Annotated in this window: 28 protein-coding genes and 1 tRNA gene; 8 read left to right on the top strand and 21 right to left on the bottom strand. The window is 65.0% G+C overall.

The features are described 5' to 3' along the window. Nucleotides 1–106 precede the first annotated feature (106 nt). The gene (locus ACEPP2_RS03575; RefSeq protein WP_395515811.1) at nucleotides 107–433 is read left to right on the top strand and encodes a hypothetical protein; all 327 of its coding nucleotides are present in this window, start codon (nucleotides 107–109) and stop codon (nucleotides 431–433) included. A 343-nt stretch (nucleotides 434–776) separates the two neighbouring features. After that, entirely contained in the window at nucleotides 777–2279 is a 1503-nt protein-coding gene (locus ACEPP2_RS03570) for a DEAD/DEAH box helicase (RefSeq protein ID WP_395515810.1), read from the top strand. Between the two features lie 60 nt (nucleotides 2280–2339). Here ACEPP2_RS03570 and ACEPP2_RS03565 read toward each other — a convergent pair whose 3' ends face one another. The 3 genes from ACEPP2_RS03565 to ACEPP2_RS03555 form a co-directional block, all read right to left on the bottom strand. Beyond that, nucleotides 2340–3089, bottom strand: coding sequence for an SDR family oxidoreductase (locus ACEPP2_RS03565; RefSeq protein ID WP_395516159.1), 750 nt, complete (start codon nucleotides 3087–3089; stop codon nucleotides 2340–2342). Nucleotides 3090–3168: 79 nt separating this feature from the next. Further along, a complete protein-coding gene (locus ACEPP2_RS03560; RefSeq protein WP_077546859.1) occupies nucleotides 3169–4041 on the bottom strand; it encodes a DMT family transporter in 873 nt (290 codons plus the stop codon). Nucleotides 4042–4188: 147 nt separating this feature from the next. Beyond that, nucleotides 4189–4515, bottom strand: a complete 327-nt coding sequence (locus ACEPP2_RS03555) for a hypothetical protein (RefSeq protein ID WP_052639029.1) — start codon at nucleotides 4513–4515, stop codon at nucleotides 4189–4191. A gap of 170 nt (nucleotides 4516–4685) precedes the next feature. Between ACEPP2_RS03555 and ACEPP2_RS03550 the strand changes: the two genes are divergently transcribed. Beyond that, on the top strand, nucleotides 4686–5180 hold the full coding sequence (locus ACEPP2_RS03550) for a hypothetical protein (RefSeq protein ID WP_077546860.1): 495 nt from the start codon (nucleotides 4686–4688) through the stop codon (nucleotides 5178–5180). Here ACEPP2_RS03550 and ACEPP2_RS03545 read toward each other — a convergent pair. Together ACEPP2_RS03545 and ACEPP2_RS03540 are read right to left on the bottom strand one after the other, a co-directional pair. Beyond that, a complete protein-coding gene (locus ACEPP2_RS03545) occupies nucleotides 5162–5386 on the bottom strand; it encodes a hypothetical protein (protein ID WP_077546861.1) in 225 nt (74 codons plus the stop codon). The two genes, ACEPP2_RS03550 and ACEPP2_RS03545, sit on opposite strands and share 19 nt — an antisense overlap. Before the next feature lie 4 nt (nucleotides 5387–5390). Continuing rightward, complete coding sequence (locus tag ACEPP2_RS03540) at nucleotides 5391–6611, bottom strand: ROK family transcriptional regulator (protein ID WP_395515809.1); 1221 nt, start codon at nucleotides 6609–6611, stop codon at nucleotides 5391–5393. A 204-nt stretch (nucleotides 6612–6815) separates the two neighbouring features. Here ACEPP2_RS03540 and xylF point away from each other — a divergent pair, with 204 nt between their 5' ends. From xylF to ACEPP2_RS03525, 3 genes are all read left to right on the top strand, one after another. Next, nucleotides 6816–7856: a D-xylose ABC transporter substrate-binding protein gene (xylF, locus tag ACEPP2_RS03535; RefSeq protein ID WP_077546863.1), complete on the top strand. Its 1041-nt coding sequence runs from the start codon at nucleotides 6816–6818 to the stop codon at nucleotides 7854–7856. 162 nt (nucleotides 7857–8018) lie between these two features. Further along, nucleotides 8019–9332, top strand: a complete 1314-nt coding sequence (locus ACEPP2_RS03530) for a sugar ABC transporter permease (protein WP_077546864.1) — start codon at nucleotides 8019–8021, stop codon at nucleotides 9330–9332. A 14-nt stretch (nucleotides 9333–9346) separates the two neighbouring features. Continuing rightward, entirely contained in the window at nucleotides 9347–10132 is a 786-nt protein-coding gene (locus ACEPP2_RS03525; protein WP_077546865.1) for an ATP-binding cassette domain-containing protein, read from the top strand. Between the two features lie 43 nt (nucleotides 10133–10175). On the opposite strand, the gene ACEPP2_RS03520 is transcribed toward ACEPP2_RS03525, so the two are convergent. Further along, nucleotides 10176–10871 (bottom strand): SDR family NAD(P)-dependent oxidoreductase, encoded by a 696-nt coding sequence (locus ACEPP2_RS03520; protein WP_395515808.1) that lies wholly within the window; start codon nucleotides 10869–10871, stop codon nucleotides 10176–10178. Between the two features lie 210 nt (nucleotides 10872–11081). On the opposite strand from ACEPP2_RS03520, the gene ACEPP2_RS03515 reads away from it, so the two are divergent. Beyond that, nucleotides 11082–11158 (top strand) — tRNA-Arg (locus ACEPP2_RS03515). On the opposite strand, the gene ACEPP2_RS03510 is transcribed toward ACEPP2_RS03515, so the two are convergent. The 7 genes from ACEPP2_RS03510 to trbG form a co-directional block, all read right to left on the bottom strand. Next, on the bottom strand, nucleotides 11129–12787 hold the full coding sequence (locus ACEPP2_RS03510) for a recombinase family protein (RefSeq protein WP_194531979.1): 1659 nt from the start codon (nucleotides 12785–12787) through the stop codon (nucleotides 11129–11131). The genes ACEPP2_RS03515 and ACEPP2_RS03510 overlap by 30 nt on opposite strands. Further along, nucleotides 12784–13182, bottom strand: a complete 399-nt coding sequence (locus ACEPP2_RS03505; RefSeq protein ID WP_024353510.1) for an HVO_A0114 family putative DNA-binding protein — start codon at nucleotides 13180–13182, stop codon at nucleotides 12784–12786. Before ACEPP2_RS03505 ends, ACEPP2_RS03510 begins: the two co-directional genes overlap by 4 nt. Beyond that, complete coding sequence (locus ACEPP2_RS03500) at nucleotides 13179–13532, bottom strand: toxin-antitoxin system TumE family protein (protein ID WP_395515807.1); 354 nt, start codon at nucleotides 13530–13532, stop codon at nucleotides 13179–13181. The genes ACEPP2_RS03505 and ACEPP2_RS03500 overlap by 4 nt, the downstream gene beginning before the upstream one ends. Then, nucleotides 13529–13846, bottom strand: a complete 318-nt coding sequence (locus ACEPP2_RS03495) for a hypothetical protein (RefSeq protein ID WP_024353508.1) — start codon at nucleotides 13844–13846, stop codon at nucleotides 13529–13531. Before ACEPP2_RS03495 ends, ACEPP2_RS03500 begins: the two co-directional genes overlap by 4 nt. 134 nt (nucleotides 13847–13980) lie before the next feature. Beyond that, complete coding sequence (locus ACEPP2_RS03490; RefSeq protein ID WP_024353507.1) at nucleotides 13981–14202, bottom strand: DUF2274 domain-containing protein; 222 nt, start codon at nucleotides 14200–14202, stop codon at nucleotides 13981–13983. A 2-nt stretch (nucleotides 14203–14204) separates the two neighbouring features. Next, nucleotides 14205–15332: a TrbI/VirB10 family protein gene (locus tag ACEPP2_RS03485; RefSeq protein WP_395515806.1), complete on the bottom strand. Its 1128-nt coding sequence runs from the start codon at nucleotides 15330–15332 to the stop codon at nucleotides 14205–14207. Next, on the bottom strand, nucleotides 15329–16327 hold the full coding sequence (gene trbG / locus ACEPP2_RS03480) for a P-type conjugative transfer protein TrbG (protein WP_029673238.1): 999 nt from the start codon (nucleotides 16325–16327) through the stop codon (nucleotides 15329–15331). The genes ACEPP2_RS03485 and trbG overlap by 4 nt, the downstream gene beginning before the upstream one ends. 18 nt (nucleotides 16328–16345) lie before the next feature. On the opposite strand from trbG, the gene ACEPP2_RS03475 reads away from it, so the two are divergent. Next, the gene (locus ACEPP2_RS03475; protein ID WP_024353836.1) at nucleotides 16346–16723 is read left to right on the top strand and encodes a nuclear transport factor 2 family protein; all 378 of its coding nucleotides are present in this window, start codon (nucleotides 16346–16348) and stop codon (nucleotides 16721–16723) included. Between the two features lie 5 nt (nucleotides 16724–16728). Here the strand turns inward: ACEPP2_RS03475 and trbF are convergent, their stop codons facing one another. The 8 genes from trbF to ACEPP2_RS03435 form a co-directional block, all read right to left on the bottom strand. Then, on the bottom strand, nucleotides 16729–17418 hold the full coding sequence (gene trbF / locus ACEPP2_RS03470) for a conjugal transfer protein TrbF (RefSeq protein WP_024353504.1): 690 nt from the start codon (nucleotides 17416–17418) through the stop codon (nucleotides 16729–16731). After that, nucleotides 17415–18788: a P-type conjugative transfer protein TrbL gene (trbL, locus tag ACEPP2_RS03465; protein ID WP_171379984.1), complete on the bottom strand. Its 1374-nt coding sequence runs from the start codon at nucleotides 18786–18788 to the stop codon at nucleotides 17415–17417. The genes trbF and trbL overlap by 4 nt, the downstream gene beginning before the upstream one ends. 2 nt (nucleotides 18789–18790) lie before the next feature. Next, nucleotides 18791–19057, bottom strand: a complete 267-nt coding sequence (trbK-alt, locus tag ACEPP2_RS03460; protein ID WP_024353502.1) for a putative entry exclusion protein TrbK-alt — start codon at nucleotides 19055–19057, stop codon at nucleotides 18791–18793. Between the two features lie 13 nt (nucleotides 19058–19070). Beyond that, on the bottom strand, nucleotides 19071–19844 hold the full coding sequence (gene trbJ, locus ACEPP2_RS03455; protein ID WP_024353501.1) for a P-type conjugative transfer protein TrbJ: 774 nt from the start codon (nucleotides 19842–19844) through the stop codon (nucleotides 19071–19073). Further along, nucleotides 19841–22333, bottom strand: coding sequence for a conjugal transfer protein TrbE (gene trbE, locus ACEPP2_RS03450; RefSeq protein WP_024353500.1), 2493 nt, complete (start codon nucleotides 22331–22333; stop codon nucleotides 19841–19843). The genes trbJ and trbE overlap by 4 nt, the downstream gene beginning before the upstream one ends. Before the next feature lie 10 nt (nucleotides 22334–22343). Continuing rightward, nucleotides 22344–22625, bottom strand: a complete 282-nt coding sequence (locus ACEPP2_RS03445; protein ID WP_024353499.1) for a VirB3 family type IV secretion system protein — start codon at nucleotides 22623–22625, stop codon at nucleotides 22344–22346. Then, the gene (locus ACEPP2_RS03440) at nucleotides 22625–22957 is read right to left on the bottom strand and encodes a TrbC/VirB2 family protein (protein WP_024353498.1); all 333 of its coding nucleotides are present in this window, start codon (nucleotides 22955–22957) and stop codon (nucleotides 22625–22627) included. The genes ACEPP2_RS03445 and ACEPP2_RS03440 overlap by 1 nt, the downstream gene beginning before the upstream one ends. Beyond that, the coding region (locus ACEPP2_RS03435; RefSeq protein ID WP_395515805.1) for an ATPase, T2SS/T4P/T4SS family at nucleotides 22954–23447 on the bottom strand (494 nt) is incomplete at its 5' end. The genes ACEPP2_RS03440 and ACEPP2_RS03435, both read right to left, overlap by 4 nt.

Here is a 23447-nt window from a genome sequence, read left to right as displayed (position 1 = left end):
GATGTTGCTGAACCAGCCGTTCAGCCTGCGTTCATTAGAATTCCATCAAACTGCCACCATCATAGTTGAGGCTCCTGACGTGCCCGGAAAGGGAGAGGAACGAGAAATGTCGATACTGAAGAAAAGTGCTTCTGCGGGTCTGGTCGCGCTGACATTGGCCGGCGCGATGATTTCGACGGCGCCTGCGGCCCAGGCCGGCGGGCGCCACAATGACGACGTCTGGGTTGGTGTCGCGGCAGGCCTGGCCGGCGGGATCATCGGCGGCGCCATCGCATCCCAGCCGCGCCGCGTCTACGTCGAGCCGGAATACGAATACGCGCCCCCTCAGCGACCCGTCTACCGCCGCACCTATTATCGCGCGGCACCACGCTGCCATTACGAATGGGTGGAGAATGAATGGGGCGAAGCCTATCGCGCCCGCGTCTGCTACTGATCCATTCATCAGCAGTTCGAAAGGCCCGCGTCCGGTACTCCGGTGCGGGCCCTTCTTTTTGCGGTTGCGAAATCGCAGCTTGACTTTCGACCACTCATCCACCAAATGAGGCTCAGCTTTCACCTTCCGGCCGCCGCGTGAGCTGGCCCTGCGACACAGGTTCGCGAAGAAGGAACAAGGCGCACAGACAGATCGCCCTCGCTCCCGAGGGTTTACGCGCTGGGAAGCAATTTCCAACACACAAGTTCCCACTTCACGCGGGGTTCTTGACGCCAAGGGCAAACCGGACGGCATGGTGCCGTAGCCGGTCGTGCGCTTTTGGCGCCCCGAAAAGGTATTCGACTTGACGAATTTCCATGAGCTTGGCCTCGCCAAGCAGCTCGTAGCCAACCTTTCCACCCTGGGCTACGACACTCCGACGCCGATCCAGGCTGAGGCTATCCCGCATCTTCTCCAGGGCCGCGACCTCATTGGTCTCGCCCAGACCGGCACCGGCAAGACGGCCGCCTTCGGCCTGCCGCTCATCGAGATGCTGTCGAAGGACCCCAAGCGTCCCGACAACCGCACGACGCGTACTCTGATCCTCGCACCGACTCGCGAACTGGTGAACCAGATCGCCGTCAACCTGAAGGCTTATGTCCGTGGCATGCCGCTGAAGGTCAATTCGGTGGTCGGCGGCGCATCCATCAACAAGCAACAGCAGATGCTGGAAAAGGGCACCGACATCCTCGTCGCAACGCCCGGCCGCCTGCTGGACCTCATTGCCCGCAAGGCGATCGGCCTGACCACCGTCCGCTATCTCGTCCTCGACGAGGCCGACCAGATGCTCGACCTCGGCTTCATCCACGACCTTCGCAAGATCTCCAAGATGGTGCCGAAGAAGCGCCAGACCCTGCTCTTCTCGGCGACCATGCCGAAGGCGATTGCCGAACTGGCTGGCGACTACCTGACGGATCCGATCCAGGTGTCGGTGACGCCTCCGGGCAAGGCTGCCGACAAGGTCGAGCAGTACGTGCACTTCGTCGGCGGCAAGAACGACAAGACCGAGCTCCTGAAGAAGACGCTGACCGCCAATGCCGGTGGCCGGGCGATCGTCTTCATGCGCACCAAGCATACAGCCGAGAAGCTGATGAAGCATCTCGACCAGGTGGGCTATTCGGTTGCCTCCATCCACGGCAACAAGAGCCAGGGCCAGCGCGAGCGGGCACTGAAGGGTTTCCGTGACGGGGAGATCCAGACGCTGATCGCGACCGACGTCGCTGCCCGCGGCATCGACATCCCCGATGTCACCCACGTCTTCAACTACGACCTGCCGGAAGTCCCGGATGCCTATATCCACCGGATTGGTCGTACAGCACGCGCTGGTCGCGACGGCATCGCGATCGCCTTCTGCACGTCAGAAGAAACCGGGCTGCTGCGCGACATCGAGAAGCTGATGGGGATCGAGATCGCCACGGCCTCTGGCGAGCGCCCGGAGGGGCTCAATCGCCCGGCACGCGGCAACAACAACAGCCGCGGCGGTAATCGCGGTCGCGGCAACGGCCAGCCGGCCGGTGGTGAAGGACGCCCGCAGCAGCGCAAGCGTCTGGCCCGCAAGCCGTTCTTTGCAGCGGAAGGCGGCGAAGGTCGCGGTGAAGCTGGAGAACGCCCGGCGCACGCGAACGGCAGCCGGCCGGCGCGCAAGGAGCATCGCAAGGGTAATGGCCCGGCAGCTCACGGCGCCCACGAGAGCGGCAACCAGCGCAGCCGCAACGGCCATGGCCGCCCGGCCCAGAAGGCCAGCGGCAATCCCGGCCCGGTCCGCTTCGGCGGCGGCAACGAAGGCCGCAGCCGCCGTCCGGCCTGAGCGGTTCGCTCGGCCAGATGATACGAAAGAGGCCGCCATCGCGGCCTCTTTCTGTTTCGGCTACTTGACCGCTGCATTGCCTCCATCGGCAAACAGTGCCGTGCCCGCAACGAAGCTCGCCATCGGTCCGGCAAGGAAGAGCGCCGCGCGCGCAATCTCCTCCGGCTGCGCGATTCGCTTCAGCGCGTGCAGGCCGGCCGCCCATTCCTTCTGTGCCGCATCGCCAGCGGCCGGGGTATCCACGCCGCCGGGCAGCAGCGCATTCGCACGAATGCCGCGAGAGCCGTAATCGGCCGTGATCGCCTTCACCAATCCCATCAGGCCGGCCTTGGCCGACGCATAGGCTCCCATATTGGGAATGCCCACGCTTGTTCCGACGAAGGTGGAGGTGAAGATGATCGACCCGCCTCCCCGTTCTAGCATGGCGGGTATCTGCCGTCTTGCGCCGAGGAAGGCGCCGGTGAGGTTGACGGCGAGTACCTCTCCCCATTCCTCCGGCATCACCTCGGCAAGCGGCTTGTACGGTCCGACCGAGCCGGCATTGTTGAACGCGATGTCCAGGCCGCCGAACATGTCCCGCGCCGCCTCGATCATCCTCCGATGGGTCTCCTCCTCGCCCACGTCGCCGGCAACGGCACAGGCACGCCCGCCGGCAGCCGTGATCTCCTCGACCACCGCCTGGAGGTTCTCCTGGCGGCGGGCGTTGAGGACGAGCGCCGCGCCCTCGGCCGCGAACAGCCTTGCGGCGGCAAGCCCTATTCCGCTGGACGCGCCGGTGATGATGGCAACCTTGTTCTCAAGCATCTGGATCTCCTTCACTGTTGAGACCCATTGCCTAGTCAGTGCCGGCTTTTGCCGACACCCGTTCCCTGACCCGAAAACAGTCCCGCTATGCCTTGCGGTTCACCATGTAGACGCCTGCGACGACGATGACCGTTCCGACGATCATCGGCAGCGTCATCGGTTCGCCGAACAGGAAGAAGGCCTCGATCGCCACCACCGGCGGCATCAGGTAGATGAGCGAAGCGGCACGCGATACCTGGCCACGACGGATCAGGTAGAGCAGCAGCCCAACGGCGCCCATGGAAATGCCGAAGACCGACCAGGCCATGGCGAAGATCGCCTCCCCCGTCCAGTCGAAGCGCAGGTCCTCGAACGCAAGCGCCAGTGGCAGCGTCACCAGAAAAGCGCCGACAAACTGCAAGACAGCGATCGTCAGGAGGTCGCCCTGCTGCAGGTGGCGCTTCTGGTAGAGCGTGCCATAGGTGACCGAAAACATCGCGAGAAGGTTGACCATCACGGGGAAGCCCAGTCCTGCCAGTCCCTTCTCAAACGTGTCGAGAAGTTGCGGCGAGATGGCGATCAGGATGCCGACGAAGCCGACGACGATGCCGATCTTCTGGCGGGGGCGAAGCCGTTCGCTGATCAGCAACGGCGCCATGGCAGCCGTCAGCAGCGGCTGCAGCCCGGCGATGATCCCGGACAGCCCCGCCGGCACCCCCTGCCCGATCGCCCACCAGACGCCGGCCAGATAGAGGCCATGCAGGAAGACGCCGGAGAGCATCGCATACCCGGCCACCCTGCGGCTTGAAGGCCAGGTCGCGCCGACGGCGAGGCAGAGGCCGGTAAACGCGATCGCCGCCAGCGCATGGCGGGCCGCCATGAAGGTCAGCGGATCGGCATGCGCGACCGCGAACTTGGCGACCAGCCAGCCGGTGGACCAGAGAAGGACGAAGAGGGCCGGAGCCAGGCGGTCGAGCATGAAGGAGTCCCGGCAGACGGCAAGGAGGGAACGGCCTTCCTAGTCGCCGACCGGCGGCACGTCAAAGCAGAAATGCTGACAGCGAGGATCAGTCCGGTTGAGCAGGAAGAACCGGAGGGCGCGGAGCAGCGCCGGAGGTACCGGCCCTCAGGCGACCTTCGCCTGCAGCGAGAGCACGCGGCGGAAGCTGACGTCGAGCGTGTTGTAGGCAGCCTGCATCATGTCGAGATCCTGCAGATGGCTGACGGCGGCAATCGCTTTCATCAGTTCGCCGACACAATCGGCCACATCGCCGGGATCGGTCTCAAAGGCTTCGCGAACGAGCTCGTGGCCGACGCTCGGCGAGCCACCGATACTGCGGTAGAGGAGAAGCGACGCCTTCAGCATCTGGAAGCGAAAATCGGCGGCCTTGTTGTCGAGCGAGGGATGCTGAAGCTGCAGAAGTTGGACAGCCCGATTCTGTATTTCACTCATAATGCCCCCGTACTCAAAGACAGACCCAGACGCGCGAACAGTAGAAGCGAACCAGTATACAGGCCGTTAAAGAAACACGTTCGGGAGTTGCCATCCGCCGTGGCGAGCGCCCGCCCGCAAGCCCGGCGCCAACTCCGTGTGATCCTGTCTCCCTGAACCGGGAAACAGACATGCTGGTCGGGCAATCGCTGTTCCAGTCGGTACTGACCCGGCTGGACGAGGAAGGCAAACAGGATGAGGACGAGACGTACCAGCCCGCCTTCCGGCAGGCTGGGTTGAAGACGGCTTTCGTCGCCGCCACGACGGAGGCCGATACCGATTCGGAGGCGACGGGCCACGCCGCCCGAGACGCCTATCTCGACCTGCTGGCCGACATCCCGGAACCCGAAACGGAGCCGAGGGGTGAACAGGTGACGGAGCAGCCGGTCGAAGAACCGACACCACCGCACCTGCTCCGGCTTGCCGAAGCAGAGATTGCCGAGGAACTGGCCGTCAGCGAAACGGACACGGCCGAGACGCTGGCGGAAAAGCGGAGGCGGTTTGCCAAGGACAATCATCCGGACCGGGTGCCGGAGGCGCTGCGGGACAATGCGACGCTGAGGATGAAGACCGCGAACCTCTTGATCGACCGCGCCATGAAGGACCTCTACTGGCGCTCCTCCTGAGCAGACTTCTGGGCCGCATCTGCGGATGGCCTGCGGTTGAATTCGTAGAAGAGCTTGTAGGCGGAATAGATCCCGAGCGCGCCGACGATCATTCCCCAGACCGGCGCCCCGCTCCAGAATTCCAGGCCGGCCCAGCCGGCACAGACGCCGACGATCAGCAACCGGGCCCAGAGGGGCTTGTAGAAGGGATGGTCGAGGTCGATCATGTCGTCATTCTCCGGCCGCCTGGATTGGTGCACGCAGGGAGAGGATATCCTGATCTATGCGCTGAAACGCAAGCCCCAGATGCCCCTCGAAGACCAGTGCCGGCTCATCGGGCACTACGTCGAGCTGGGGCATGCCGGACAGGCGCACCACGTGGGTCTGCGCCAGTCCTTCCTCGACGCCCGCCCGCATCAGGTCGTAGTAGCGCATTCCCGGCCCGGTGATGTGGACCGGCATGTGGCCGTGCAGGCTGAGGAGACGCGACAGGCCGTTGCCGAGCGCAATACCCGCCTGCCGGAAAGCGAAGCCCGCCATCCGATGTCCCTGTCGCGCCTGCTGGGCGATCTTGTCCACCTCCGGCAGCGGAACGAACTTCGCCGGCACGGTGTCCACCGGCACCTCGAACGCCGTCCGCAGAACGGCATAAGACCCCGCATAGGCCTCGATGCAGCCGCGTGCCCCGCAGCGACAGAGCGCACCACCGGGAATATGCAGCATATGCCCGAAATTCGGCGCCGAGATTTCCGTCTCCCCGTCGCGGGTGATGCGTGCGATGCCGAGGCCGATACTGTGGCCGAGCGAAAGCGCCGCCAGCGACGCGGGGGCCTCGCCCTTGCGGGCGAGACGCTGCTGCAGCGCCTTTGCAACCAGCAGGGTTTCGTTGTTGAGGATGACCTTGCCGCCCCACTCGTCGCCAAGAGCCAGCCGGAAATCGACGGCATCGGCACCAAGCACGGGAGACCAGACGAGCACCGGCGCATCGGCGCTGACGAGACCCTTGCTGCTGATCGACACGAGGAGCACCTGCTCGCGGCCGATAGACGAACGCTCCACCGCACGCTCCAGCCCGGCGTTGATGGCCGCAATGAATTCCGGAGCCGCCCCTCGCCTTGCCTCGGCGAACCGATCGAGCAGTGTGCCGGCATAGTCGACGAGCGAATACTGGATCAAATCGGAGGAGACGATGACGGTGATGACGTAGCCGCAACCGCGCGTCTGGCTGAAGAGCACCCGCGGGCGGCCGCGCCCCGTAGCCGCCTGCTGCTCGCTCTTCTCGATGATCGCGCTGCGCTCGAGTTCGGCCGTGATGGCGGAGACGGTGGCCGAGGAAAGGCGGGTCGCTTCGGCAAGCTGCGTGTGGGAGAGCCTGCCGCTGCGCCGCAGAGCGGAAAGGACCAGCGCGCTGTTCTGGTGCCGGACCAGTTCGGTACTCGACTTGCCCAGCATCTACGCCTGCATCTCCCTCGGGTTCATCCTCCGATAGTCGAAGAGGCGACTTCACTCAATCCACCTCATTGACTCCCCGGAAAATCTCTGACAGTTAATTTCTCGACTGTCGAGAAAAAAGCGATCCTGCTTTGTCTGGCAGCTAATCTGGCGGGGGGAGAGCACGGAAGGCTTTGGCCATCCGCCGTCATTCGGGAGGACATCATGAAGTCAATCGTCAAGCTGATGGCTGGTGCAGCCATCGTCGTCACCATGCAGACCGCCGCTCTGGCGCAGGAACTCGTCGTCGGCGTTTCCTGGTCGAACTTCCAGGAAGAACGCTGGAAGACCGATGAAGCCGCGATCAAGACCGCCCTCGAGGCAGCCGGCGCGAAGTACATTTCCGCCGATGCCCAGTCGTCCGCTGCAAAGCAGCTTACCGACGTCGAGTCGCTGATCTCGCAGGGCGCAAACGCGCTGATCGTCCTGGCGCAGGACAGCGACGCGATCGGCCCGGCCATCGAGAAGGCGACCGCGGAAGGTATTCCGGTTGTCGGCTATGACCGCCTGATCGAGAACCCGGAAGCCTTCTACATCACCTTCGACAACAAGGAAGTCGGCCGCATGCAGGCCCGCGAGGTCTTCAAGGTGGCACCCGAAGGCAACTACGTCTTCATCAAGGGCTCCTCCTCCGATCCGAACGCGGACTTCCTGTTCTCCGGCCAGATGGAAGTGCTGAAGGAAGCCATGGACTCCGGCAAGATCAAGAACGTCGGCGAAGCCTATACGGACGGCTGGAAGCCGGAGAACGCCCAGAAGAACATGGAGCAGTTCCTGACGGCCAACAATAACGAGGTGGATGCAGTCGTCGCATCGAACGACGGCACCGCCGGCGGCGCGATCTCCGCTCTCGACGCCCAGGGCCTTGCCGGTTCCGTGCCGGTGTCCGGCCAGGATGCTGACAAGGCAGCTCTGAACCGCGTCGCGCTCGGCACCCAGACGGTGTCTGTCTGGAAGGACAGCCGTGAACTCGGCAAGAATGCGGCCGAGATCGCTCTGGCTCTCGCCGGTGGCAAGACCATGGACGAGATCCCGAATGTCGAGACCTTCACGGGCGGCCCGAAGGGTGCCGAGATGAAGTCGGTCTTCCTCGCTCCGCTTCCGGTCACCAAGGACAACCTCAATGTTGTCATCGAAGCCGGCTGGATCAGCAAGGAAGAGGCTTGCCAGGGCGTGAAGGCCGGCTCGGTCGCCGCCTGCGACTAATCGCCAGCCGATAGCCAGGGAAGTCCCGGCGTTACAGCCCATCGCCGTAACGCCGGGATTTGTCATTGAAGGGGCGGTTCTCGACGATCCGCCCGCAGACGGCGCACTCCCGATTGGATGCAAGACGTCCCGGATGCGCTCAAGAGGTGGGGAACGGCAGGAATGGCCGATACGATGCATTCTACGACAACCGGCGGGCCGCGCCATGCGGATGCCAACCCGGTAACGCGCTTCTTCCGCGCCACCGAGATCGACACACGCCTTCTCGGCATGATCGGTGCGCTGCTGATCATCTGGCTGGGCTTTCACTTCCTGACGGGCGGGCTGTTCCTGACGCCCCGCAACCTGTGGAACCTGACGGTACAGACATCGTCGGTGGCGGTCATGGCCACCGGCATGGTGTTGGTCATCGTCACTCGCAACATCGACCTTTCGGTGGGCTCCATCCTCGGCTTCACCGGCATGATCATGGGCGTGATGCAGGCGCAGATCCTCCCGCAGCTGCTCGGTTTCAATCATCCCGCCATCTGGATCGTAGCGCTTGCGACGGGCCTGCTGGTGGGCGCAATGATCGGTGCATTGCAGGGATCGATCATTGCCTTCCTCGGCGTCCCCTCCTTCATCGTCACGCTGGGCGGGCTGCTCATCTGGCGTGGCGCCACATGGTTCGTCACCAGTGGCCAGACGGTCGCGCCGATGAACCCGACATTCCGACTGATGGGCGGGGGCACGGAGGGCTCGATCGGCGCCACCTGGAGCTGGATCGTCGGCCTCGTCGCCTGCCTTGCCATCATCGCGGCCATCATCAACGCCCGCCGCCAACGCAAGCGCTTTGCTTTCCCCCGCAAGCCTGTCTGGGCCGAGTACGTGATCGGCGCCATCAGCTGCCTGGTCGTTCTGGGTGTGGTGCAGGTGGCCAACAGCTACTACTGGCCCGTCGCCATCGCCCGCCGATACGCGGAAGCCAGCGGCATCGACTGGCCGGAGGGCGGCCTCCTGATCTCGCACGGCATCGCCATTCCCGTGCTGATCGCGATCGGCGTCGGCATCGTCATGACCTTCATCGCCACCCGCCTGCGGTTCGGCCGCTACGTCTTTGCCATCGGCGGCAATCCGGAGGCGGCGGAGCTGGCCGGCATCAAGACCCGCTGGGTGACCGTCCGCATCTTCGCGCTGATGGGCATGCTCTGCGCCATCGCCGCCGCCATCTCCACGGCCCGCCTGAACGCGGCGACGAATGCGCAAGGTGAACTGGACGAACTCTACACGATCGCGGCCGCCGTGATCGGCGGAACCTCGCTCTCGGGCGGCATGGGCACGATCGCCGGCGCCATGCTCGGCGCGCTGGTCATGCAGTCCCTTCAGTCCGGCATGGTGTTGCTCGGCATCGACACGCCGCTGCAGCGCATCGTCGTCGGTGCGGTCCTGGTGCTCGCCGTCTGGCTCGACACCGTCTACCGCGCCCGCGCCAAGTAACAGGAGTTTTCATCGTGACGGACCAACATACTCCGCTCGTGGAAATGCGGAATATTTCCATCTCCTTCGGCGGGATCCATGCCGTGGAGAATGCCAGCATCGACCTTTATCCGGGCGAGGTCGTCGCCCTGCTCGGCCACAACGGCGCCGGCAAGTCGACGCTGATCAAGATCCTGTCGGGCGCCTATCGCCGCGATGCCGGTGAAATCCTCATCAACGGCGAGCCGGCCGACATCAAGAACCCGCGAGACGCCAAGAAGTTCGGCATTGAGACGATCTACCAGACGCTCGCCGTTGCCGATAACGTCGATGCCGCCGCCAACCTTTATCTCGGCCGCGAACTGCAGACGGCCTGGGGCACGCTCGACGATGTCGCCATGGAAGCCAATGCGCGCAAGGTGATGGGGCGTCTCAACCCCAACTTCAAGCGCTTCAAGGAACCGGTGAAGGCGCTTTCGGGCGGCCAGCGGCAGTCGGTGGCGATTGCCCGCGCCATCCTCTTCGACGCCCGCATCCTCATCATGGACGAGCCGACGGCAGCCCTTGGACCGCACGAGACGGCGCAGGTGGGCGACCTCATCAAGCAGCTGAAGAAGGAAGGCATCGGCATCTTCCTGATCAGCCACGACATCCACGACGTCTTCGACCTCGCCGACCGCGTCTTCGTCATGAAGAACGGACAGGTGGTTGGCCATGCCCGCACAGAGGACGTGACCAAGGACGAGGTGCTCGGCATGATCATCCTCGGCAAGTGCCCGCCCGGCGCCACGCCTGGGCCGGGTGCAATGATGATGGCATGAATGGGGGGCTCTTCGGAGCCCCTTCCCTTTCTGCCCGATCGTGTCACCACTCGATCGCGCTGCCGTCATAGGCGAAGAACCGCCCGCTCTGGGCCGGCTGCAAACCGTCCAGCACGTCGAGCAGCATCCGCGCCGAATGATCGGGGGACAGGCGCTCGCGCCCCGCGCCGTAAGGCTCCGACAACGGCGTCGTCACCGTACCGGGATGAAGCGCCGCAATCACCGCCTGCGGATGCGTCCGCGCCGCCTCGATGGCGGTGGTCCGGACGATCTGGTTGAGCGCCGCCTTCGAGGCCCTGTAGGAGATCCAGCCGCCGAGCCGGTTGTCGCCGATCGAGCCGACCCGGGCAGACAGGGTCGCGAAGACCGCCCGGCGATCGCGGCGCAGGAGCGGCAGGAAGTGCTTGAAGATGAGCGCCGGCCCGATCGCGTTGACGGCAAACTGCTTCGCCATCGCCTGCGGATCGAGCACGCGGATGGTTTTTTCGGGCCCGATGCCGTCGATCGTCAGAGCGCCCGTCGCGTCGAACACGAGATCGAACGGCGTGCCGTCACGCAGCCTTTCAGCGGCAGCGGCAATGGTGCCCTCCTCCGTCAGGTCGAGACCGTCGTCGCGGCGCGACAACGTCTCGACGCCGCCGCAGCCGGGCTCGTCCCGCAGCAGCTCCGCCGCGGCCGCACCAATCCCGCCGCTCGCGCCGACGACCAAGGCACGGTATCCCGATGGCAGAGACTTCATCCTTCCCCTTGGCATTGCCCGCTCGCCTTGACCGCAGACGCGGCTGCGGCCGCCTGACCGGCCTTATCATGACCCTGTACGAGGCGCTCCGGCCACCGGTTCAGGCGCGCGATCTATTTTCCGCGCCAACCAATCATGGGCATTGATGCCGGCCGCATCCTGGGTTAAGTACCAGCCATCGGAGCGGCGAGCGAGACTCGCCGGCGGTTAGCACCCGTAGCTCAGCTGGATAGAGTGTTGGATTCCGATTCCAAAGGTCACAGGTTCGAATCCTGTCGGGTGCGCCATTTCAGAACAGAACTATGAACGCCGAACGCCGCCGTTTCTACGCTTGAAGCGGCGACCAACGTTCGCAGCAGTTCCGACTTCGATCCCATGATGCGAACCTCGTCGTCGGCAACCTCGACACGCTGCGCCAGCGCGCGTAGATGGTCGCGGCGGTAGCCGCCATCGTTGAGCTTGATCCGTTCACGGGCTTTGCGGGCAAACCCCTTGAGCATATCGGGGGTGACGCCCTGATTGCCTGAACTATCGAGCGCGAGCTGCGTGCGCTCCGCGTCGGCGGCGGCTTGATCCCGCAATGCCTTGAGGCTCACCATGCGTTCCTTTGCCATGGCGTCGTCCTTGTCCACCATGCCGGCTTCGATGGCGTCAAAGAGACGGCCGAGCCGCTGGTCGGCTTCCGTGATTCGCCTTTGAAGCTCGGCAAGATGCTCGCGGCGGCGTTCGGTGCGTTCCTGTCGGCGGTCGATGACGCTGGCAAGGACGGTTTCCAACCGCTTGGGCAGGAGCAGGCGGTCCCCGATATAATCGGCGACCGTATGGTCCAGCTTGTCCATGGGGATTGTGCGACCCTTGCAGCCGGTCTTGCCCTGCCGGGCCTTGGTCGAGCAGGTATAGTAGCGGTATGTCGCGCCCGTGCTGCCTTGGCCGGTGCGAAGGGTCATCGCTCCCCCGCACTTGGCGCAGAAGCAAATGCCGGTCAGGAGCGTCGGGCCGCTGGAGACACGTGCAGGCGTCACCATGGGATTGCGGGACTTGAGGCGGGCTTGCACCGCGTCGAACGTCTCGCGCTCGATTAGGGGCGGCACCGCCATGATAGCGACCTCGCTCTCCGGCTTCTTCTCCCGGTCCTTATGCGAGCGGGTGTTGAACCTGTGCTCGCCGATATAGGTGGTGCGGGTCAGGATGGCGTGGATTTGCGCCAATCCCCAACGCCCTCCGTCGCGGGTGAAGAAGCGGCGCTCGTTGAGATAGGTGGCGATGGCCTTTACGCCCATCGCGCCGGACGTGCCGTCTCCTTCGAGGAACAGGCGATAGATCAGCCGCACGGTGTCGGCGTGCAGCGGGTCGATCTCCAGCTTCTTCTTGATCTTCGATCCCCGCTGCTCGGCTGCGACGATGCGATAGCCGATAGGCGGCCGTGCGCCGTTCCAGAAGCCTTGCCGGGCGTTCTCATTCATGGCGCGCAGGACGTGCTTGGCGTTCTCCTTCGACTGGTATTCGTCGAACAGCGCCATGATCTGCCGCATCATCTGGTGCATGGGATCGTCGCCCATCTCCTGCGTGATGGACACCAGCTTGACGCCGTTCTTCGCCAGCTTTCTAACGTAGAACTCCATCTCGAAGTGATCGCGGAAGAACCGGCTGAACGAGTGGACCACGACAATATCGAAGGGCGCGGGCTTGGTCGTGCCCGCTTCGATCATTCGTTGAAACTCGGGGCGTTTGTCGTTGGTGGCGGTTGCGCCTGCTTCGATGAACGTCTCCACCAGTTGCAGGCCGCGTTGCTCGCAATAGGCTTCGCCCTGCCGCTTCTGGTCGGGAATGGAAATGTCATGCTCGGCCTGCCGGGCAGTCGAGACGCGCAGATAGAGGGCGGCACGGGCGGTAGTGGTTGGGCTGTGCTTGTTCATGCTTGGCCTCCCATAGCTTTCTTCGCCTTGGGGCGGTCGATCAGGGGCAACGCCAGCTCCACCCGGTCATGCACCACCTTGGGCGCGAGTTTGCGTCCATGCCCCGGTTCAAACCGCACAAGGCCATAGCTCTCCATGGTTTTCAGGGTGCGTGACAGGTTGGAGCCGGCCCGGCCGGTGATTTCCGCCAGTTCCTCCAGCGATGCCGGGGCTTTCTCGGCGATGATGCGCAGCAGTTCGCGGTTGCCGGCCGACAGCACCTTGGCAAAGGATTCGGTCGAGGTGAACCACACCTTCGGATCGCTGGGCGCAGGTTTTTCCTCGCCGCGCGCGATCCGCATGGTGCGGGCCTTCATTTCTTCATAGTCGGCAATCCCGACTTTCAATGTGGTCATAGGGCACCTCGTTCCTTCAATACCGCTTCCACGGTCTGCCAGAAGTCGGCCAGCAGCGTGGCCGCATCCTCGTAGGCGTAAGGCTTCACGGTCTGAAAGCGGTGCCGATGGTCCATCGGCTCGCCGCGCCTGCCCCGGCCGACCGGGTGGGCATTGTCGAAGCCGACCAGTCGTTCGCCCGAAGGCCCGTGAAGCGTGAGCGAATAATCGAGGCCGTGCGGCTTCTCCGGGGATGCCGGAACGCGGGTGACGACGAACTTCACCCAATGGCCGCCCTCTGGATCGACAAAGAGCATCTGTCCGTCGAGGTCCAGAAGCGTGTCGAGGCCCGGATCACGATCCGCGCTCATGCCTTTTTCCTATCAGTTTGAGATAGGAATTGCAAGCTGTCATCCGGCTTTCCCGGGTTCAAGAGTTCGTCGAACACATCGCCGAACCAGCGCTCGAACACGTCAATCTCGGCCTCGGTAACGGGAATGTCCTCCGGCCAATCGTCGGTAACGCGCATCCTCTGGCCGTCCGGGCCGAGAAGTGGAGTGTTGCCGGCTCGCGTCCGGTCGTCCGGCGTAGGATCGTCGGCGTAGTCGAACAGATCGTCGGGAAGTGGTTCGGGGATCGACTGTCGCGGTCGCCCTTTGCGGGCGCGGCGGCGCTCTGCGCACATGGAATCCTCCTTGGTTCTGGCGGATTCCGGGGCGCTATTGGCCCCGGAATTAAGCGAACCATGGAGGGCAGTCGGCGGCCTGTAGCGTGCCGCATTTGCGCCTATGCGCTGGCGGCACCCCTGCCGGAATGGGGTTAGCTGGAGGCTCGCCGCGCCTTGGCGAAACCGCGATCCGTGGCGATGAAGTGTTGAAGCATCGGAACGATGAGCTTGGCGGGATCGGCAACGGGCTGGCCGCTCTCGCGGGCCAGCACCTCGGCATAGGCGATCAGATCGCGGTGAAGCGGCGCGGGCAGTTCCACCGTCACCTTGACAGGCTTGTCGTCGGGCAGCGGGCCGAGTTTCAGTTTCGTCATGGTCAACCTCCTGCCGGCTCGAACACAAGATCGCGGGTGACGATGATCCTGACCGGAAAGCCCGGCCGGATGGTGAGCGTCGGCGCAACCTGCAACTGGCGCTGGACGATCTGCTGGCCGGCCTGATTGACGGTATCCTGCGCCCCGTCGCGGATGGCGCGGATCAGCCGGTCCTCGTCGCTCGTGGCCAGCTCCGAGCCGACTGCAAGCAGCGTGGATAGCCCTGCGGCCTTCATTAGATCCCACCAATGGTAATCAACACCGTCCTCAAGGCCGGCATAGCCGCTGGCGTCCGCGCCCGGCAGGCGCTCCAGAACGATGGAGCGGCCGCCCGGCAGGATCAGGCGGTTCCACACCAAGAGCACCCTGCGCTGGCCGAAGGTCACGCCGTCATCGTATTGGCCTATGATGCGGGTGCCCTGCGGGATCAGGAGCAGCGAGCCGGTCGGGCTGTCATAGACGCTCTCCGTCACCTGCGCGGTGATCTGGCCCGGAAGGTCGGAACGGATGCCGGTGATGAGCGCGGCCGGGATCACGGCCCCGGCCTGAAGGATATAGGGCGATGCTGGCGGCACAACGCGATCCGGGGCGACGGTCTGCCGGTCCACCGGCCCGTTGAGAAACGCCGCGTGGCGATCCTGTGTCGCGGGCTGCCCGCCGAGGCCAAGACCGGCAAGGCCGGGCATGGCCGTGCCGGCTGGCGCTACCGTGCGCGGGCCGGACTGGAAAAAGACGTTGCTCAAGCGCGCGGCTTCTTCCTCGGCCCTGCGGCGTTCTTCCTCGGGATCGACGGCGGGCGTCGTCATGACGGGCGGCGCGACTGGCTGGCCCCTGTTCTGCGCGTCAAGGATCGGGCGGCCAAGGTCGCCCGGCAGCGCGGGACCGAGCACCGGGCCGCTATAGTCGCTCGGCAGGCCCGCCAGCCCATCGGCGGTTTGCCGGTTGTTGGTCGAGTAAAGTTCGCCGCCGTCCGGCCCTCCGTCGCGGGTCTGGAGCGCGTAGATCAGCGCCCCGCCGAAGCCGAGAAGCGCGACGGCTCCGACGCCTGCCAGCATTTTGCGGGACAGGCGGGTGACGCGGGGCGATTCAGCGCGCAGGCGCATGGGTGCGGCGGTATCGGTATCGCTCATGAGGACGATCCTCCCGTGGTCGCGCTGGCCGGCTGGGCTGCGGCCTGCGTCGGGTTGGTGCGGACGATCCTGACCGTCTGCTGGCGGTTGCCAGAACCAAGGCGCAGTTCGGCCGTGCCGAACAGGCGGTCAACGATCAGGACGTTCTGGTGGACACGGCTGTTGACGATCTGCGGCTCGCCGTTCGCGCCAAGCACGAAGATCGGCGGCATCTCGCCCTGCACGATCCCAGCCGGGAAGACGATATAAACGCGCCTGCCGTCATCGAAGACGGAAACCGGCCGCCATGGCGGGCTATCGCCCTGCACCTGCAACCCATAACGATAGTTCCGCGCTGCCTCGGCGGGAATGATGGGTGCGGCCGGAACGGTCTGGCGCTGGCCGGCAGGCGGTGCGGGATAGGCCCATGCCACGGCCGGCATGTAGAGCGATTCCCGCGCGCGCAGCTCGAGCATGTAAGTGCGCCGGTCGGTGGTGACGACAAGGTTGGTGGAAATGTCGGGGCGCGTCGGCTTCACGAGGATATGGACCCGGCGGTTTGCACCGCTGCCGCTCTCTGTGTCGCCGATAATCCACCTTGTCGTATCGCCGGCCGCGATCGGCCCCGCGCCTGTCAGGCTCTCGCCTGGCTCCAGCGCAATGGTCGTGATCTGCCCGACTGCGGCATAGACCTGATAGAGCGCGCCTTCCGACCACGGATAAATCTGGATGGCGTTGTAGTAGCCTTCCCGGCGCGGCTCGACGCGGGCGGCGGCATTTGCGTTCTCGACGCGGCCGGTCGGTGTGCCTGCGGCGGTGCCGCCGCGCGCCACGGTCCATGCCGGGGGCACATGCAGCGGCCGGGGCGTGTTGTCGGTTGCCGCCGCCTGCACGGTCGGCAGCGGCGGAACGCTGGCATCGTAGCTGAATTGCGGTGTCCGGTTGGTCGCGCAGCCTGCCAAAGTAATTGCAAACGCCGTCGCAAAAATCGCATAGGTTAGCGACTTCAGGATCAGTAAGGAGGAATCGACAGAATGGATTCTGTGCCGACGATTGTTGCCCGGTATATCGACGCCTACAACAGGATGAATGTTCAGGCGATGCTCGACTGCCTGTCGGGCGACGTTCGGTTTATCAACAGATCGAACGGAGAGACGACGAACGAAACGCACGGGATCGAGGCATTCCGCGCGCTGGCGGAACAGGGCGTCCAGTTGTTTGCTGAAAGAGAACAGACGATCCTCGACTGTATCGCGATAGACGACCGTGCAGCCGTGCGCATCGGCTATCGCGCCAAGGTCAAGACCGACCTGCCCAATGGCTGGAAGGCCGGGCAGGAGATCGAGATGACGGGCACCTCGTTTTTCATGATCTCCGAGGGAAAGATCAGCGAGGTGATTGATGCAAGCTGAAGTTTTCATTGGCTCATCTCCCGCGACCACGAAATTGCGTTGACGTAGATTCCGAGCGGATTGGCGCGCAGGCGCTCGGCATTGCGAGGCGGCTGGATCACGATGGTCAGGATCGCGGTCCAGCGTTCGGTCGTGGAGAGTTGGCCGTTCTCGAAATGGCGTTCGGTCCACGCCACTCGGAAGCTGTTGGGGGACGCGCGGATGACGCTCGAGACCTCGACGGCGACCTGCTGACGGCCGACGCGGGTGAACGGGTCGTTGGCGCGGGCGTAGTCGTTCAAGGCAGCCGCGCCTCGATCCGTGGTCCACTCATAAGCCCGAAGCCAATTCTGGCGGACAATGATCGCATCGGCCGGGATCGCGCGGACCTGCTCGATGAAGCGGCCGAGGTGGAAAGCGATTTGCGGGTCAGTCGGGCGATAGTCGGCTAGGGCCGGCGCGACGGTCTGCGCCTGCCCGAGATTATCGACCTGAACAACCCAAGGCACCACGGTCCCGCGCGCCGACTGCCAGACCAGCGCCGAGGCGAAGCCGGCCGAAAGGATCAGGGAGCCGAAGGCCATGAGCCGCCAGTTCCTTGCCTGCACGCGGGCAGAGCCGATGCGCTCGTCCCACGCCTGCGCGGCCTTCTGGTAGGGCGTCTCGGGTTCGGGTGATTTGCCGTAATGAGTTGCGGGTCGTTTGAAGATGCTCATGAGCGGTCACTTTCGGAAAGGTTGACGGAGGAACCGGAGCCGTGGCTGTCGCCGGAGCGGACGGCATGGGCTGTCATGGCGGTGCCGTGGTTGAGGGCCTGCCGGCGCTGCATCCGCTGCGCCCAAGCCGGGGGACCATCGGGGAAAGTCGGCGGCGCGGCGGCCGGGGCGGCGCTCGCGCCGCCGACCGTGCTCATGGTCGAGCTGCCGCCAGTCGCGCCGAAGCCGGCCTTTGCGCCAGCGGAGAAGCTGGACTTGACGCTTTCGCTTGCTTGGGATGTTGCGCTGGAGGCTGCGCGCTTGAGCGGCGAGACGGCGGCCGAGCCTGCCGCTCGGGCGACACCGCCGAGGCCGGAGGCAACGCCCGCCGCTCCGGTCTGGCCGAGCGAGCCGAGGTTATAGGCAGCGGTCGCCGCGCCCGCGGCGGTCGCGCCTCCCCGAACGGCCGCGGCTCCACCGGACAGGGCAGCAGCACCACCTTTGGCGGCGAGCATGGCCCCGCCGCCAGCGGCGACGCCTGCACCTGCGACCGCAAGGCCGGTTCCCACGGCTGCGCCCGCGCCGAGTTGCGGGCCGCCAGAGACGATGCCGTTGGCGATACCGGGACCGAAGATGCCGAGGCCGAGCAGAGACAGCGCGGCAAGCACAATCGCCATGGCCTCGTCGATGGTCGGGGTTGCCCCGCCGAAACCGGCCGTGAATTGCGAAAACAAGGTGCTGCCTATGCCGATGATGACGGCGAGCACCAAGACCTTGATGCCGGACGACACCACGTTGCCCAAAACCTTCTCGGCCATGAACGCGGTCTTGCCGAACAGGCCGAAGGGGATCAGCACGAAGCCGGCCAGCGTGGTCAGCTTGAACTCGATCAGCGTCACGAAAAGTTGGATCGCCAAAATGAAAAACGCGAGCACCACAAGCGCCCACGCGAACAGCAGGCACGCGATCTGAATGAAATTCTCGAAGAAGGCGATCCAGCCCATCAGGTCGGAAATGGAATCGAGCAGCGGCCGGCCGGCATCAAGGCCGGTCTGCGCCACGCGGCCCGGCCGCATCAGATCGGAAACGGAAAAGCCGGTACCCGACGCCATGAGGCCGAGGCCGGCGAAGCTCTCGAAGACGATGCGGGCGAGGTTGTTCCAGTTTGAAATGATGTAGGCGAAGACACCGACAAACAGGGTCTTCTTGACCAGCCGCGCGATAATGTCGTCATCCGCGCCCCATGCCCAAAAGAGCGCGGCAAGCGTCACGTCGATGACGATGAGCGTCGTGGCGATGAAGGCGACCTCGCCGCCGAGCAGCCCGAAACCGCTGTCGATGTAGGAGGTGAATACGCCGAGAAAATTGTCGATGACGCCCGTGTTGCCCATGGTCAGCGCGCCTCGCTGCGGTCACGGCCGAGGAAGCGGTCGCGGGATTCAGCCCATGCGGCGAGGCAGTCGGTGTCACTCGCCGCCGCCTCGCCGAGCTGCTGGCAACGGCGCAGGGTTTCGCGCAGGGGATCGGCCGGTGGCTGGAAGGCCGACGCCGGGGGTAGCACGGAAGGTTCGTCCTTCCGCGCCATGTCGATTGCGGTCGCCGTGACGGCGATGGCGATGAACACCACGGCCCCGAGCCGGGCCAGCATCTTGCCGTCCATGGCGAGCCTCCCGTCAGTTGTTGCCGTTGAACATCTGCGCGTTGCCGGGCTGGTATCCGCTGCCCGGCGTCAGGAACCGTTCGCGCTGGATGCGGCCCTGCTCGGCGGCGGTCGCGCGCTCTGCCTCGGTCAGCGCGTCGGCGCGGCCGTTTGCCGAGATGACCGCGATTAGGTCGGAAAGCTGCTGCGACTGGAGCGCGAGAAGCTGGTTGCCGGCCTGCGTCGCCTGCAATGCCCCGGTCGCGCCCTGACTCTGGCCGACAAGCGCGGCCATCTCGGCGCGGTTGCTGTCGATGTTGCCGACCGCACCCGCCTGAACGCGCATCGCGTCCTGCAAGCCGCCAACGGTATTCTCCCAGCGGCCGCGCGCATCGGCGACAAGCTGGGCTTCGGTCGCCGAAAGCGAGACGTTGCCATATTGCTGCTGGAACGCTTGGTCGATCTGCCCGACCTCGAACGCGATGTTCTGCGCTTGGCCGAGAAGCTGCTGCGTGCGCTGGACGTTCTGCTGGAGCTGCTGGAGCGAGGAATACGGCAGGCTCGCCAGATTGCGGGCCTGATTGATGAGCATTTGCGCCTCGTTCTGGAGGCTGGTGATCTGGTTGTTGATCTGCTCCAGAGTGCGCGCTGCCGTGAGCACGTTCTGCGCATAGTTGGACGGGTCATAGACGATGCGGCCGAAACCGAATTGCGCATGGGCCGGGCTTGCCAGCATAGGCGACAACGCGACGGGCACGGCGAGCGCCAGCGCGAGGGCCGAGGCCCCGACGATCTTGGAATAGGTCATGGAAGAATCTCCTGTGTGGGGTGGATATCCGGCGCGGCCGGCGCGGCGGATTCCGGTCGGTCGGCGAGATTGGTGAGGTTCGGGATCAGGTCGGCAGCCCAATCGACGCCGCGCGCCTGTAGCCATGCGGCGAGGAAGCCATCGCGGCCGTGTTCGGCGACAATCTGCGCGATGAGCGTCTGGTCGGATTTGGCGGATGCGGCGCAGAGCGCGAGGCCGACTTCGGACAGGCCAAGCTCGAACAGGCGATTGCCCCTGCGGCTTTGGCAGTAATAATCCCGCTTGGGCGTGGCCCTTGCGAGGATTTCGATCTGCCTGTCATTGAGGCCGAAGCGGCGATAGATGGCCGTGATCTGCGGCTCGATGGCGCGCTCGTTCGGCAGCAAGAGCCGCGTCGGGCAGCTCTCGATGATGGCGGGCGCGATGTTGCTCCCGTCAATGTCGGACAGGCTTTGCGTGGCGAAGATGACGCTGGTGTTCTTCTTGCGCAGCGTTTTCAACCATTCGCGGAGCTGGCCGGCGAAACCCTCGTCGTCCAGCGCGAGCCAGCCTTCATCGATGATGAGAAGCGTCGGCCGCCCGTCGAGCCGGTCGCCGATCCGATGGAACAGGTAGGCGAGCACGGCCGGAGCCGCGCCGGTCCCGACCAGCCCCTCGATCTCGAACGCCTGCACGTCCGCCGATCCCAAATGCTCTGTCTCGGCGTCGAGTAACCGGCCATAGGCCCCACCGACGCAGAACGGCCGGAGCGCCTGTTTCAGATCGTTGGATTGCAGCAGCACGGCAAGGCCGGTGATGGTGCGTTCCTCGACGGGGGCCGAGGCCAGCGAAGTCAGCGCCGTCCAAAGATACTCTTTGACCTCGGGCGTGATGGTTAGCCCCTCGCGCATGAGGATGGCGGCGATCCAGTCCGCCGCCCATGCGCGTTCATAGGTATCGTGGATGCGGGCAAGCGGCTGGAGCGAAACGGACGTCTCGGCCCCTTCCGTGAGGCCGCCGCCCAAATCGTGCCAGTCGCCGCCCATGGCGAGCGATGCGGCGCGGATCGAACCGCCGAAGTCGAAGGCAAAGACTTGGCTGGCCTCATAGCGCCGGAACTGTAAGGCCATGAGGGCGAGCAGCACGGATTTGCCCGCGCCAGTGGGGCCGACGACAAGGGTATGGCCTACGTCGCCGACATGGAGGCTTAGCCGGAACGGGGTTGAGCCTTCGGTCTTTCCAAAGAGCAAAGGGGGCGCACCGAAATGCTCGTCCCGTTCCGGCCCCGCCCACACCGCCGATAGCGGGATCATGTGGGCGAGATTCAAAGTGCTGATGGGCGGCTGACGGACATTCGCGTAGGCGTGTCCGGGCAGGCTGCCGAGCCATGCATCAACCGCGTTGACGCTCTCGGGCATGGCGGTGAAGTCGCGGCCCTGAACGATCTTCTCGACCAGGCGCAGCTTCTCGTCGGCAAGGCGCGGGTCGGCATCCCATACGGTGACGGTCGCCGTGACGTAGGCCATGCCCGCCACGTCCGCCCCAAGCTCCTGCAACGCCATGTCGGCGTCGAGCGCCTTGTTGGCGGCGTCGGTGTCCACAAGCGCGGACGCCTCGTTTGTCATGACCTCTTTCAAGATCGCGGCGACGCTCTTGCGCTTGGCGAACCATTGGCGACGGATGCGGGTCAGCAGCCGGGTTGCATCGGTCTTGTCGAGCAGGATCGCGCGGGTGCTCCACCGATATGGGAACGGCAGCCGGTTCATTTCGTCGAGCAGGCCCGGCGTCGTCGCGGTCGGGAATCCCACGATGGTCAGCACGCGCAGATGCGCGTCGCCAAGGCGCGGCTCCAGCCCGCCGGTCAAGGGCTGGTCGGCGAGCAGCGCGTCGAGGTGCATGGGCACCTCGGGCACGCGCACACGATGCCGGTTGGTCGAGATGGTGGAATGGAGATAGGTCAGCGTCGCGCCGTCATCCATCCAACGGCACTCGGGCATGAAGCCGTCAAGCAAGGCCAGCACGCGGTCGGTGCGGTCGATGAAGCCGCGCAGGACTTCCCACGGGTCCACCCCCGTTTTCTCCCGGCCCTCGTAGAGCCATGCCTCAGTGCGGGCGGCTTCCTCGGCCGGGGGCAGCCAGAGGAAGGTGAGGAAGTAGCCGGACACGAAATGCGCGCCCGCTTCCTCGAAACCGGCCTTACGCTCGGCATCGACCAGCGCCGACGCGGGATCGGGAAAGGTGCTGTCGGGATAGGTGGCGGCTTCGCTGCGCTGCGCCTCGACGAAGATGCTCCAGCCGGAGCCGAGGCGGCGCACGGCATTGTTGATGCGGCCGGCGACGGCGACTAGCTCGGCCGCGACGGCGGAATCCAGATCGGGACCGCGAAACTTCGCCGTCCTCTGGAAACTGCCGTCCTTGTTGAGCACAACGCCCTGACCGACCAGCGCGGCCCATGGCAGATAATCAGAGAGGCGCGCGGCGGTGCGGCGGAATTCGGAAAGGTTCATCATGGCTGCACCCTCAAACCGCCAAATGACCGGGGATGCGGAGATGCCGCCGCCCGACCTCGACAAAGAGGGGATCGCGCTTTGCCGCCCATACGGCCGCGAAGTGGCCGATTGCCCAGATGGCGATGCCGATCAGCCAGAGGCGCAGGCCGAGGCCCACGGCTCCGGCCAGCGTTCCGTTCATGATGGCGATGGCGCGCGGAGCGCCGCCGAGCAGGATATGTTCGGTCAGCGCCCGGTGAACCGGGACCGTGAAGCCCGGCACGGCGTCCAGTTGCTCGAACGCGACGGCCATCAAACGAGCGCCCCGCCGCCGAACGAGAAGAACGACAGGAAGAAGCTCGACGCGGCGAAAGCAATCGACAGGCCGAACACGATCTGGATCAGACGGCGAAAGCCGCCGCTGGTGTCCCCGAACGCGAGGGTCAGGCCGGTGGCGATGATAATTATCACCGCGATAATTTTTGCGACGGGTCCCTCAATGGACTGAAGGATTTGCTGAAGCGGTTGCTCCCACGGCATCGACGATCCCGACGCATGGGCGGCCGGGGCGAGCATGAAGCTGATAGCAAGGGTGGATGCGGCGGTCGCGGCGAAGCGATAGCCGCGCGAAATCGTGCGGATCATGAAGATTCTCCTGTGCTGGTTTGGATTGCGGGGGTGATGCGGTAGTCGCCGTCCGGCCCCAGCCCTTCGACGCGGGCAAGCTCGGCAAGCCGGCGCGCGGAACCGCGCCCGGAAAGGACAGCAACAAGGTCGATTGTCTCGGCGATCAGGGCGCGCGGGACGGTGACGACAGCCTCTTGGATGAGCTGTTCAAGGCGACGGAGCGCACCGATGCCGGTGCCTGCATGGATGGTGCCGATGCCGCCGGGGTGTCCCGTTCCCCACGCTTTCAGGAGGTCGAGGGCTTCCGATCCGCGCACCTCGCCGATGGGGATGCGGTCGGGGCGCAGGCGCAGCGAGGAACGCACCAGATCGGAAAGCGTCGCCACGCCGTCTTTCGTCCGCATCGCCACTAGATTGGGCGCGGCGCATTGCAGCTCGCGCGTATCCTCGATGATGACGACGCGATCCGCCGTCTTCGCCACCTCGGCGAGCAGCGCATTGGTCAGCG

The organism is Pseudorhizobium flavum (assembly GCF_044142885.1).
Taxonomy (GTDB): domain Bacteria; phylum Pseudomonadota; class Alphaproteobacteria; order Rhizobiales; family Rhizobiaceae; genus Neorhizobium; species Neorhizobium flavum.
This window is presented reverse-complemented; position numbering and strand designations above follow the sequence as displayed.